Genomic DNA, 12,648 nt, shown 5'->3' on the forward strand with positions numbered 1-12,648 from the left:
CTGTCGTAGGCAATGTGACAGCACCTACCTTAGGGCGACCCTCCGAACCCATCAAGCACATTTCACGGGGCTTGGCGGAGCCAGGTCTCGACGCCGGCGATGTGCGCAGTCATCCAGGCACGGGCTGCTTCGGCGTCACCGAGCTCGATGGCGTCGAGGATGGCGGTGTGTTCGGCCAGCGTGCGTTCGACCGCGCCGGCCTGGGTGACGCCGCGCCAGATGCGCGCCCGCTGGGTTGCACCGGAGATGCCGTCCAGGAGTGAGCAGACGACCTGGTTCCCGGTCGCCTCCGCGATCCCACGGTGGAAGCGCAGGTCGTTCGCCACCAGGTCCTCGACGCCCGCATCCGGCGGCAGGTCGGAACACAGCTTCCGCAGCGACGACAGCTGCTCCGCCCCGATCCGCGCCGCCGCCAACGCAGCCACACCGGGCTCCAGCAATCGCCGTACCTCGAAGAACTGCAGCACCGAGTCGTCGCGGTGCAGGTCCACCATGAAGTTCAGCGCGTCCAGCAGGTGCGCCGAGTCCAGGCTGGTCACATAGGTGCCGTCGCCGTGCCGGACGTCGAGCACGTTGACCAGCGTCAGCGCTTTGACCGCCTCCCGCAGCGAGTTCCGCGACAACCCCAGCCGCGCGGCCAGATCCGCCTCTTTCGGCAACCGGTCACCCGGCCCGAGCTCCCCCGAGGTGATCATCCCTTTGATCTTGACGATCGCCTCATCCGTCAGCGCCATTGCGTCAGTATGCCGTCAGCGCCTAACCCGTCCCAGCTATGCGGGCCAGAAGGGCACCCCGGGTCGCTGTGCCGGTCTTCGCCAGGACCGCTTTCACGTGGTCGTTGACCGTGTGCTGGGACAGCACCAGCCGCCCGGCCAGAGCGCGCGAATCGATCCCGGTCGCCAGTTCGGTGAGCACCTGCCGCTCCCGCGGGCTCAGCCCGTGCGACAGCCCGAACACCTCGAGCCGCTCGGCAGGTGTCGAGTCCTCGATGCTCACCACGATGTCCGTCTGGCCGGTGGCGCGGGCTGCGCGCAGCGTGATCCACCGCCCGGCCCCGAGATGCACCCGGGACCACGCCGGCCCGACAGGTATCCCCTGCTCGGCAGCGATCAGTGCGGCCGCCAGGTTGTACGCCGCGGCCGGGATCGCCGGGATCGCCTCGTCCGGCGGGTTCAATCGCTCCAACGCCTCCAGCGCCGCCGGCGTCCGCACCCGCACAGTCAGATCAGGACCCAGTACGACGATCGCCGGGCCGCCTGGCGTGTGCTGCGGTACCGCGGCGAAGGTGCGCGCCTGCGCCCGCCGCAGCCCAGTGGTCAACACAGGCGCCAGTGCGGTCAGCTGGGTCTGCTCAGACCGCGTGAACGGCGTGGAGCGCCACAGGTCCAGCCACGCCCAGCACCCGAACCGGTCCCAGCACGCCACGGTCAGGATGTCGGCGAACTCACCCCGGAACGACAGGACCGGCGTACCGGCGGCTCGTAGGTCGGTCCAGCGAGTCCCGCGCTCCAGGTAGCGCCACCGCACCAGCCCGGGCAGGTCCTTCCACTGCAGCCCCGGTACGTCGGCCAGCGGCGCCGTACCGACGCAGGTCACCGGATCGGTCAGGACCCAGACGTGTCCGTCGAACGGGACCGCCCGGCGCACCGCGGCCAGCACCTGCTCCCGGAGCGCCTTGGCGTCCAGGTCCCCCGCGCACAGCCGTTCCACCCGGTCCAGCACCTACCGAGCGTAAATCCCCAGCATGGGGGATGGGAACGCACTGCCGACCGCGCGCACGCTGACCACATGATCACTCTGCACATCGAGAACACCATCGACGACTACGCCGCCTGGAAGGCGGCCTTCGACCGCTACGACCGGGCTCGCCGCGACCACAACGTGCTCGGCTACCGCATCACCCGCCCCGCGGAGGACCTCACCAAGGTCTTCGTCGACCTCGACTTCGCCGCCCGGGCCGAGGCCGCCGCCTTCGTCCAGCTGCTCGAAAAGATCTGGCAGACGCCGCTTTCGCACGCGGTCTCGGCCGAGCACGCAGTTCCCGAGGTCCGAGAGGTTCTGGAGGAACGGCGTCCGCAGGAAGGCCAATAGGTGCGAAGTGGACTGATGATCAGGGTGAGCTTCACCACATTTTCATCAGTTGTGCACCTTCACCTGCTGCACCGGCACGGTTGCATACAGTCGCCATTCACGCTCCGCGACGTCACCCGAAGTGACCGCCCGCGCGCCCGGAATCCCACCTGTACAACGCGTCCCGCAGTTGATCACAGCATTGGTCCGGCCGTCCAGGGGAACCGGAGTGACGGGACCGCTGAAACACCTGCCTGCACAGTGTTCCAGGCTTCGAACGATCGCAGTCCCAGGTCCCGACCACTTGGCACACTGGTCCGGTGATCCCGGGCTGTGGAACTTACCGCCGTGCTATTAGCCTTGCCCTCGGGAACCAACCCATAACTGCACAAGTCATAACCCGCGGTATCTGACTCGAGATCGGAAGAGGCGAACTGCCCAGTGGCCACCGAGCCATCAGACTCAAATCCCCTTGCAGCCTTCGGTGCGAACGAATGGCTGGTCGACGAGCTGTACGAGAAGTACAAGCAGGACCCGAACTCGGTGGATCCGGCGTGGCTCGACTTCTTCAAGACGTATCAGCCCGAGGCAGAAGCGAAGCCGGTGACGACGACCCCGGCCGACGCCGCTCCGAGGCCCGATGCCGTGTCGGACAACAAGACCCCTGAGGCCCCGAGCCGCGGTTCCGCGCCGTCCGTGCCCGCCTCGAACCAGCCCGCGGTAGCGGCTGCCCAGGCCTCCGCGCCGGCAGCCAAGCCCGCCACGCAGCCCGTGCCGGCCCCGGCCGCGCCCGCCGCCCCCACCGGAGGAACGGTGAACCAGCCGCCGAAGGCGCAGGCCAAGCCCGCGCCCGCCACCAGCACCGACGCCGAGCGGAAGATCCTCCGCGGCGCGCCGGCCCGGACCGCGCAGAACATGGAGACCAGCCTCACGGTCCCCACTGCGACCAGCGTCCGCCAGGTGCCGGTCAAGCTGCTGATCGACAACCGCATCGTCATCAACAACCACCTCAAGCGGGCCCGCGGCGGCAAGATCTCCTTCACCCACCTGATCGGGTGGGCGCTGGTGAAGGCGCTCAAGACGCTGCCCGAGATGAACGCGTCGTACGACGAGACCGACGGCAAGCCGACGCACGTCCAGCCGGCCCACATCAACCTCGGCCTGGCCATCGACATGCAGAAGCCGGACGGCACCCGGCAGCTGCTGGTGCCGTCGATCAAGGCCGCCGAGGACATGACGTTCGCCGAGTTCTGGATGGCCTACGAGGACATCGTCCGGCGGGCCCGCGACAACAAGCTCGCGCTGCCGGACTTCCAGGGCACCACGATCAGCCTGACCAACCCGGGCACCATCGGCACCCAGCACTCGGTGCCGCGGCTGATGACGGGCCAGGGCTGCATCATCGGCGTCGGCGCCATGGAATACCCGCCGGAGTACCAGGGTGCGGCCGAGGAGACGATGGCCAAGCTCGCGGTGAGCAAGGTCATGACGGTCACCTCGACCTACGACCACCGGATCATCCAGGGCGCCCAGTCGGGTGAGTTCCTGCGCCGGATCCACCAGCTGCTGCTCGGCCAGGAGGGTTTCTACGACGAGATCTTCCAGAGCCTGCGGATCCCCTACGAGCCGATCCGCTGGGCCACCGACCTTCCGCACAGCCACGAAGAGGACATCAACAAGCAGGCCCGGATCCTCGAGCTGATCCACGCCTTCCGGGTGCGCGGCCACATCATGGCCGACACCGACCCGCTGGAGTACAAGCAGCGCAGCCACCCCGACCTGGACGTGGCCACCCACGGCCTGACGCTGTGGGACCTGGACCGCGAGTTCGCCACCGGCTCGTTCGGCGGCGACCGGCGGTTCATGAAGCTGCGCGAGATCCTCGGCATCCTGCGCGACTCGTACTGCCGGACCACCGGTATCGAGTACATGCACATCCAGGATCCCGAGCAGCGCAAGTGGCTGCAGGAGCGGATCGAGCGGCCGCACACCAAGCCGCCGCGCGAGGAGCAGCTCCGGATCCTGGCCAAGCTGAACGAGGCCGAGGCCTTCGAGACCTTCCTGCAGACCAAGTACGTCGGCCAGAAGCGCTTCTCGCTGGAGGGTGGCGAGACCACCATCCCGCTGCTCGACGAGCTCTGCGAGGAGGCCGCCGGCGCCGGACTGGACGAGGTCGTCATCGGGATGGCGCACCGCGGCCGGCTGAACGTGCTGGCCAACATCGTCGGCAAGTCGTACGGGCAGATCTTCCGCGAGTTCGACGGCAACATCGACCCGCGGACCGTGCAGGGCTCCGGTGACGTCAAGTACCACCTGGGCGCGGAGGGCGAGTTCGTCTCCGAGTTCGGCGACAAGATCAAGGTGTCGGTGGCGGCCAACCCGTCGCACCTGGAGACCGTCGACCCGGTACTCGAGGGCATCGTCCGGGCCAAGCAGGACATCCTCGACCGCGGTGCCGCCTTCCCGGTGCTGCCGATCCTGGTCCACGGTGACGCGGCCTTCGCCGGTCAGGGCGTGGTGGCCGAGACGCTGAACCTTTCCCAGCTGCGCGGTTACCGCACCGGTGGCACCGTGCACGTGATCGTCAACAACCAGGTCGGCTTCACCACCTCGCCGGCCTCGTCGCGCTCGTCGATGTACTGCACCGACGTCGCGCGGATGGTCCAGGCACCGATCTTCCACGTGAACGGCGACGACCCCGAGGCCTGTGTCCGGGTCGCCGACCTGGCCTTCGAGTACCGCCAGGCGTTCAACAAGGACGTCGTCATCGACCTGGTCTGCTACCGCCGCCGCGGTCACAACGAGGGTGACGACCCGTCGTTCACCCAGCCGCTGATGTACGACCTGATCGAGCAGAAGCGGTCGGTCCGCAAGCTCTACACCGAGGCCCTGATCGGTCGTGGCGACATCACGATCGAAGAGGCCGAGCAGGCGATGCGGGACTTCCAGCAGCGTCTCGAGCGGGTCTTCACCGAGGTCCGCGAGGCGAAGAGCCAGCCGGACACCCCCGCGCCGTACGTGACCGTTCCGGAGTACCCGGACAAGCCGCAGGGCCCGGACGCGACCGCGACCACGCCCGAGGTGCTGAAGAAGATCGCCGACGCGTACACCACGCTGCCGGAGGGCTTCACCGTGCACCCGAAGGTGCTGCCGCAGCTGCAGCGCCGGGCCGCCGCGATCACCCAGGGCCCGATCGACTGGGCATCGGCGGAGATGACGGCGCTCGGCTCGCTGCTGCTGGCCGGTCGCCCGGTCCGGCTCGCCGGTCAGGACAGCCGCCGGGGCACGTTCGTGCAGCGGTTCGCCGCGATCATCGACCGGGTCAACGGCCAGGACTACGTCCCCCTGCAGAACCTGGACGCCGAGCAGGGCAACTTCTACGTCTACGACTCACTGCTCAGCGAGTACGCCGCTCTCGGCTTCGAGTACGGCTACTCGGTGGCGCGGCCGGAGGCCCTGACGCTCTGGGAGGCGCAGTTCGGCGACTTCGTGAACGGCGCCCAGTCCGTCATCGACGAGTACATCTCGGCCGGTGAGGCGAAGTGGGGCCAGAAGTCGGGTGTCGTGCTGCTGCTGCCGCACGGCTACGAGGGCCAGGGCCCGGACCACTCGTCCGCCCGGATCGAGCGCTTCCTGGCACTGTGCGCCGAGAACGCGATGACCGTGGCCCAGCCGTCGACCCCGGCGTCGTACTTCCACCTCCTGCGCCGGCACACGCTCGGCGAGGAGCACAACCCGATGATCGTCTTCACGCCGAAGCAGCTGCTGCGGCGCAAGGAGGCGGTGTCGCAGCCGGAGGAGCTCACCCACGGCACCTTCCGGCCGATCCTGGGCGACGCCGAGGCGGAGGCCACCGCGGCCACCGTGGAGCGCGTCATCCTCTCGTCGGGCCGGATCTGCTACGACCTGCTGGCCGAGCGCAAGAAGGTCGAGCCGGACAAGATCAGTACGGCGATCATCCGGGTCGAGCAGCTCTACCCGCTGCCCGCCGAGGAGATCGTCGCCGAACTGGCGAAGTACCCGAACGTCACCGAGATCCGCTGGGTCCAGGACGAGCCCGCGAACCAGGGCCCGTGGCCGTTCATGGCGCTGAACCTGACCGAGCACCTCGGCGGCAAGCCGTTCTACCGGGTCTCCCGGCCGGCCATGTCGGCGACCTCGGTCGGCTCGATGGGTGCGCACACGGCGGAGCAGCAGACGCTGCTGAAGCAGGCCTTCAGCTGACGTGTACTTCACCGACCGAGGGATCGAGGAACTCGAGGGCCGGCGAGGCGAGGAAGACGTCTCGCTGGCCTGGGTGGCCGAGCGGCTGCGGGAGTTCGTCGATCTGAACCCCGATTTCGAGACCCCGATCGAACGCTTCGCCACCTGGCTCGCCCGCCTGGACGACGAAGACGACTGAACCACCGAATGCCCTTCGCCACCACGGCGGAGGGCATTCGTCTGTCCTGGGCCTGCTCTAGTCCGTGTGCGGAGGCCTCGTACGGCGGGGTGGGTCCGGCGCCAGTGAGCCGTCGGGGGCGATGTGCTCGAAGATCTGGTCGACCAGGTTGAGGACGTGCGGGTCGTCGACGGTGTAGATGTGCCGACGGCCTTCGCGGCGGGCCGTGATGATGCCGGCCAGGCGGAGTTTGCCGAGGTGCTGGCTGGCGGTGGCGATGCTGACGCCGACCCGGTCGGCCAGCGTGCCGACGTCGTACTCGCCTTGGGCCGCCAGGGAGACCAGGTGCAGCCGCACCGGGGCGGACAGCATCGCGAAGGTACCGGCGGCGGAATCCAGCTGGGCCTTCGTGGGTTCGGGGAACGAAGTCGTCATCGCGCAGTCATTGTGACCGCTGAACGGGCCGTGCAGTACCTCGCCGAGCCGTGGTGACGACGCTCTCACACTTTCGCAATTGCGAAAGTATCAAAATGGTGGCAGCCTGGACGCATGGTCAGAGCGCTTCGCCCAGTGCTGTTGCTGCTCCCGGTGGCGGTTCCCGCCGTCGTGCTGCGGCTGGCCGGCACGCACCCGCCGGCGCTCGCCTCGATCCTGGTTTTCGGGCTGGCGGTCGTCGCCGCGTCGTTCGTGCTCGCCTGGGCGGCCGAAGCGGCGGAGGTGGACATCTCCGGCGGCTTGGCGATCGCGCTGCTCGCAGTCATCGCCGTCCTGCCGGAGTATGCGGTCGACCTCTACTTCGCGCACACCGCGGGCAGCAACCCCGACTACGTGCAGTACGCCGCAGCCAACATGACGGGGTCGAACCGGCTACTCCTCGGCCTGGGCTGGTCGAGCGTCGTACTGATCAGCCTGTACGTCGCCTCCCGGCGGAGCGGGCGTTCGGTCAAGGAGCTCGTTCTCGGGTCGGGCTATCGCCGGGAGCTCGGTTTTCTCGCCATCGCCGGTGTGGTCGCGTTCGTGATCCCGGTGACCGGTGAGATCCACCTGCTGCTCGGGATCGCGCTGCTCGGCTTCTTCGCCTACTACCTGTATCGCGCCGCCGTCTCCGGGCACGACGACGAGCCGGAGCTGATCGGCCCGGCCGCGCGGATCGGCGCGCTGCCGACCGTGCAGCGGCGGATCGCGGTGATCGGGATGTTCGCGGTCGCGGCCGGGATCATCCTGACCTCGGCGGAGCCCTTCGCCGACTCGCTCGTCGAGGGTGGTCAGGCGCTCGGGATCGACCAGTTCCTGCTCGTCCAGTGGCTGGCGCCGCTGGCCTCCGAGGCGCCCGAGTTCATCATCGCGATCCTGTTCGCCTGGCGCGGCAAGGGCGCGGCGGCGCTCGGCCTGCTGATCTCGGCCAAGGTGAACCAGTGGACCCTGCTGATCGGCAGCCTCCCGATCGCCTACGGCCTCGGCGGCGGCACCACCGCCCTGCACCTGGACGGCCGGCAGATCGAGGAGTTCCTGCTCACCGCCACTCAGACCCTGCTCGGCATCGCGGTCCTGCTCAGCCTGCGCTTCCCCCGCTGGGCCGCCTGGACCCTACTCGCCCTGTTCGCGATCCAGTTCGCCGTACCGGGCCAGACCGGCCGCTACATCCTGAGCGCGATCTACCTGGTCCTCGCCGTGATCGCAGTCATCCGCAACCGCGAACACCTGGCCGCCACCCTCCGGGCCCCCTTCCGCAAGCCCGACCAGCCAGCCGAACCCCAGCGCGAACTCGTCGACGCCTAGCCCACGTACCCATCGGTGGGCGGGGCGTTGGTCAGCTGGCCTGCTGCTCTTCTGCGGCGGGGATGCGGGTGCGGCGTTCCTGCGGGCCGGGGCGGCCACGGCGGCGGCCGGAGAGGAACTTCTCGCCGGCGGCGGTGCCGGTGAACTTGGTACGGCGGGCCCACTCGCGGCATTCCTCGAGCACCGGGCACGAGGTCAGGCAGATCGCCTGCGCCTTGCGCTGCTCCCACTGGCTGGCGCTCTCGTCGTACGACGGGGCCTGGCCGACGCACGCGGCGCGGCTCATCCAGTTGTCGGCGGGGTCGACGATCACCGTCAAAAGCGGCCTCATGGGCACTCCTGCTCCCTCATCGATCGGGCGGATCGAATCCGCCGGGGGTTTCCCGGCGGTAGGAACAGCGTGCTCCACCTGCGTTGCCCCGGTGCGACGCGAATGTTTCCGGGATGAAACGTCAGGTCCGGACGAGCCGGATCTCCCACAGATCGAAGTAGTCGTCGTGCTTACGGGCCCCGTCCGGCGCGAACCCGTGCCGGCGGTAGAACCCGAGCGCCCGCTCGTTGTCCTCGAACACCCACAGGTACGCCGGATCCTTGCCGATAGCAACGTCCAGCAACTGCGCCCCCAGCCCGGTCCCCCACCACGCCGCCCGCGTATAGATCGCCTGCAGCTCCAACGCCACCGGCGAATCCTCGTCCCGCCCCGGACTGCTGTTCGCGAACCCAACCACCCGATCCCGCACGTCCGCAACTGGGTTGATCGCGAGCCAGCGCACCTTCCCCTCCGTGATCGCCGCGCTCCAGCGTTCGATGCGCTGCTCCACGTTCGCCGTTCGGCGGGCGAGCAGTTCGGGCGGTGCGAGACCGGCGTACGCCTCTTGCCAGCACAGGAGGTGGCACCAGGCGGCGGCTTCGGCGTCCTCGGCCGTCGCTACGCGGATCTCGGGAGTCATGTCAGACAGTGAAGACGATCTTCCCGAAGACGTCACCCGCATTCATCTTCGCGAAGCCCTCCCGCGCGTCCGCCAGCGGCAGCACGGTGTCGATGTGCGGCGAGATCCCGGCGTTCGCCATGAACTGGACCAGCTCGGCCAGCTCGGTCCGGGTGCCCATCGTGGAGCCCTGCACGCGGAGTTGCAGGAAGAAGATCCGGTTCAGCTCGGCCGACTTCGGCGCCTGCCCACTCGTCGCGCCGGAGATCACCAGCGTCCCGCCCTGCTTGAGCGACTTCAGCGAGTGCGACCAGGTGGCCTGACCAACCGTCTCCATCACTGCATCGACCCGCTCCGGCAGCCGCGCCCCGGACTCGAACACGTCATGCGCGCCGATCTCCAGCGCCTTCGCCCGCTTCGCCTCGTCCCGGCTGGTCGCCCAGACCCGGATCCCGGCCGCCCGCGCCAGCGTGATCAGCGAGGTCGCCACCCCACCACCAGCACCCTGCACGAGCACGGTGTCCCCAGGCTTGAGGTCGGACTGCGTGAACAACATCCGGTACGCCGTCAGCCAGGCAGTCGGCAGACACGCCGCCTGCTCGAAGCTCAACCCAGCAGGCTTCGGTACGACGTTCCGCGCCGGAACCGACACCTTCTCGGCCAGCGTCCCGTCGTACCGCTCGCTCAGCAGCGACCGCTTCGGATCCAGCGTCTCGTCCCCCCGCCACTCCGGGTCCGAGACGACCGCGTGCACAACCACCTCGTTGCCATCCGGATCCACACCCGCCGCATCGCACCCGAGAATCATCGGCAGATTCGCCTCGGCCAGCCCCACGCCCTTCAGCGACCACAGGTCGTGATGGTTCAGCGCCGACGCCTTCACGTCGATCGTCACCCACCCGTCCCGCGCCTCAGGCTCCGGCCGCTCCCCCACCTCGAGAGCGGCCACCGGGTTCTCCGGGTCGAACTTCGCAGCATAAGCAGCAAGCATGCGACCCACCCTAGGCCGCTGTTGATCAGTTGGTCAGTGGGACATGTCTCACGAATAGACCTCGAAGGACCACAGCGAGTAGCCCCATTGGGTGGCTCGGGCGGTCCCGAGCATGCGCACATAGCGGCCGGAGCCCGCGAGGCCGGTGAGGTCGTCGAGTCCGCCGTCGCCTGCTGTGGTCGAGTAGAGGCTGGACCAGTTGGTCCCGTCGGACGACACCTGCACCTGGTAGGCGCGCGCATGGCTCGGCTCCCAGGCCAGCCGGACCCGGTTCACCGGTTGCACCGTGCCGAGGTCGACCTGGATCCAGCCGACATCGTCGTACCCGCTGGACCACCGGGTCGCACCGTCGCCGTCGGTCGCGAACCGGCCCTCGTACGTCGTCGTGGGCTCGACCGATGACGCGGTCGTCGGCCGACCGAGCGCGAGGTCGGTTCCGCCGTACACCTCGAACTCCCAGAGCGAGTAGCCCCAATGGGTGGCCCGGCTGATGCCCTGCATGCGCACGTACCGGCCGGCGCCGGTGAGGCCGGTCAGGTCGTCGATCCCGCCGTCACTCGTGCTCGTCGCGTAGATCTTGCGCCAGGTCGTCCCGTCGTTCGAGAGCTGGATCTCGTAGGCCTTGCCGTAGGCGGGATCCCAGTTCAGCCGTACGCCGGTCACCGAGCGCACCGAACCGAGATCGACCTGGATCCACTGGTTGTCGGTCAGCCCGCTGGCCCAGCGGCTGGTCGGGTCGCTGTCGACCGCGTAAGGCCCAACCAGGTCAGGTGTTTCCAGACTCGACACCACGACCGGTCGGCCCGCCGCCAGGTTGCCTACCTGCCGCGGCGCCCACTGCGGGTTCCGGCCGACCGCACCGATCACCGAGCGGAACTGCTCCCAGGTCGGCACCAGCTTGGGCGAGCCCCAGAGCTGCTGCGACAGCACGCGCAGCGGCTGCTTGATCCCGGCCGCGACCTGGTCCTCGGTCTCGGTACCGGGCCAGTCACACCACACATGCAGGTTGGAACCGCGATTACGCGTCGGGTCGCTGATCCGCTGGCCGCCCTGGAACAGGTCTGGGTCCCAGGTCTCGTACGCCCAGGGCAGGTTCGGCCGCACCACAGCGCCGTTGCCGAGCACGTAGTACGTCGGATCCCAGCTCTGGTTGGACAGCACGTGTCCGTTCGTCAGGTGCTGCTGAGGGGTCAGACCGTGGTTCGTCCAGAACTCCAGCACGATGTCCGTCGAGACGGTCACCGCAGAACCGCCGCCGATCCCGTCACTCCACGCACGGCTGGTCTTACCGGCCGCACGGACGATCTGGTTCGCCCAGTTGATGAAACCGAGGTAGCTGTCCTTGGCGACCGCAGTGGCGCCGTACCGAGCTCTTGCGTACTGGAGCAGTTGCGGGAAGGCCTCAGGGTTCTGCACGTACTCGTCCGCGCCGATGTGCCAGTACGGACCGGGGAACAGGGGGAGGTACTCGTCCAGCAGGTCCTTCATGAACGCGTAGGTCTCCGGCTTGGACACGTCCACGAAGCCGGAGCCGGTCGGCTGGCCCGCAGCACGTAGTTCCAGCTCCGGGTGCGCGTTGATGACCTGGCGCAGATGCCCGGGCATATCGATCTCCGGGACCACAGTGATGTGGTACCGGCCGGCCAGCGCGATCAGGTCGGCGAGCTGCCGCTTGGTCAGATGCTCGGCCGACACGATCTCCGGATGCCGCGTGCTCTCGATCCGGAAGCCGAGGTCGTCGCTGAGATGCAGGTGCAGGGTGTTCAGCTTCAGGTAGGCCAGGTCCTGGATCTGCCGCGCGAAGAAGTCCGCACTGAAGTACTTCCGCCCGGCATCCACCATCAGCCCTCGCTCGGGCTTGGTCGGCCAGTCCCGCGCACTCCCTCGTGGCAGCTCGGCGTTCTGCTTGAGTAACTGCAGAACCGTCCGAGTCCCGTAGAAGACACCCGCGTCGGCCGGTGCACTGATCTGAACCCGATCCGTGATCGCCAGGTCGTACCCCTCAGCACCCACCTGACTCGCAGCCAGGTCGAGGTAGACGTCACCCGCCCGTACGTCGGCCGCCTGCCCCACCACCTGCTCAACCGCCTGCCCAGTCAACGCCCGCAGGTCCTCCGCAAACACCCCGCTAGTAGTAGCCAACGCAGCCGCATCGCCCACGTCCCGCACAACCCGCCCGCTAAGCCGAGCCGTCCCCTCCCCACCCGTCCACTCCCGCAACGCCGGCACCACCCAGGGCGCCGGGTTCGCGGCTTGCGCGGGGACAGCAGCTTGCGTGGCGGCTGCTCCCCCTTTTCCCACCCCCGCTCCCACTCCCATCGCTCGCGCTGGAAGGGGTGCCGCGAGACACGCGACAGCTAGTAGGCCGAGCAGGATGCGGTTGGGGCGGGTGAACATGGCGGCTCCCTCGGGTCGGGCTCATTTGAGCACCGGGCCGAGGGAGCGGCAACGTATTCGGGCTGGGTCGCAGCGTTGCGCGACACTGACCCGGAGCGGCG

The 12,648-nt window shown here is 68.6% G+C and carries 11 protein-coding genes; 4 read left to right on the forward strand and 7 right to left on the reverse strand.

All coding sequences use genetic code 11. The annotated features are described in order from the left end of the window. Positions 1-62: 62 nt before the first annotated feature. Complete coding sequence (locus tag ACFCV3_RS34515; protein ID WP_376037454.1) at positions 63-734, reverse strand: FadR/GntR family transcriptional regulator; 672 nt, start codon at positions 732-734, stop codon at positions 63-65. 22 nt (positions 735-756) lie between these two features. After that, positions 757-1,722 (reverse strand): LuxR C-terminal-related transcriptional regulator, encoded by a 966-nt coding sequence (locus ACFCV3_RS34520; protein WP_376037457.1) that lies wholly within the window; start codon positions 1,720-1,722, stop codon positions 757-759. Positions 1,723-1,788: 66 nt separating this feature from the next. On the opposite strand from ACFCV3_RS34520, the gene ACFCV3_RS34525 reads away from it, so the two are divergent. From ACFCV3_RS34525 to ACFCV3_RS34535, 3 genes are all read left to right on the forward strand, one after another. Next, positions 1,789-2,091, forward strand: coding sequence for a hypothetical protein (locus tag ACFCV3_RS34525; RefSeq protein ID WP_376037459.1), 303 nt, complete (start codon positions 1,789-1,791; stop codon positions 2,089-2,091). Between the two features lie 420 nt (positions 2,092-2,511). Beyond that, the gene (locus ACFCV3_RS34530) at positions 2,512-6,294 is read left to right on the forward strand and encodes a multifunctional oxoglutarate decarboxylase/oxoglutarate dehydrogenase thiamine pyrophosphate-binding subunit/dihydrolipoyllysine-residue succinyltransferase subunit (protein WP_376037462.1); all 3,783 of its coding nucleotides are present in this window, start codon (positions 2,512-2,514) and stop codon (positions 6,292-6,294) included. A gap of 1 nt (position 6,295) precedes the next feature. Next, positions 6,296-6,472, forward strand: a complete 177-nt coding sequence (locus tag ACFCV3_RS34535) for a DUF6104 family protein (protein ID WP_355457191.1) — start codon at positions 6,296-6,298, stop codon at positions 6,470-6,472. A gap of 57 nt (positions 6,473-6,529) precedes the next feature. Here the strand turns inward: ACFCV3_RS34535 and ACFCV3_RS34540 are convergent, their stop codons facing one another. Further along, entirely contained in the window at positions 6,530-6,886 is a 357-nt protein-coding gene (locus ACFCV3_RS34540) for a helix-turn-helix transcriptional regulator (RefSeq protein ID WP_132408944.1), read from the reverse strand. Positions 6,887-7,000: 114 nt separating this feature from the next. Here ACFCV3_RS34540 and ACFCV3_RS34545 point away from each other — a divergent pair, with 114 nt between their 5' ends. Further along, positions 7,001-8,230 (forward strand): sodium:proton exchanger, encoded by a 1,230-nt coding sequence (locus ACFCV3_RS34545; RefSeq protein WP_376037465.1) that lies wholly within the window; start codon positions 7,001-7,003, stop codon positions 8,228-8,230. A gap of 31 nt (positions 8,231-8,261) precedes the next feature. Here ACFCV3_RS34545 and ACFCV3_RS34550 read toward each other — a convergent pair whose 3' ends face one another. From ACFCV3_RS34550 to ACFCV3_RS34565, 4 genes are all read right to left on the reverse strand, one after another. Then, a complete protein-coding gene (locus ACFCV3_RS34550; RefSeq protein WP_376037468.1) occupies positions 8,262-8,561 on the reverse strand; it encodes a WhiB family transcriptional regulator in 300 nt (99 codons plus the stop codon). 121 nt (positions 8,562-8,682) lie between these two features. Further along, a complete protein-coding gene (locus ACFCV3_RS34555; protein WP_376037471.1) occupies positions 8,683-9,180 on the reverse strand; it encodes a GNAT family N-acetyltransferase in 498 nt (165 codons plus the stop codon). Between the two features lies 1 nt (position 9,181). Next, positions 9,182-10,150: a zinc-binding dehydrogenase gene (locus ACFCV3_RS34560; protein WP_376037473.1), complete on the reverse strand. Its 969-nt coding sequence runs from the start codon at positions 10,148-10,150 to the stop codon at positions 9,182-9,184. Between the two features lie 48 nt (positions 10,151-10,198). Next, positions 10,199-12,547: a family 20 glycosylhydrolase gene (locus ACFCV3_RS34565; RefSeq protein ID WP_376037476.1), complete on the reverse strand. Its 2,349-nt coding sequence runs from the start codon at positions 12,545-12,547 to the stop codon at positions 10,199-10,201. Positions 12,548-12,648: the final 101 nt, after the last annotated feature.

This window comes from Kribbella sp. NPDC056345, assembly GCF_042262745.1.
Classification (GTDB): Bacteria; Actinomycetota; Actinomycetes; order Propionibacteriales; family Kribbellaceae; genus Kribbella.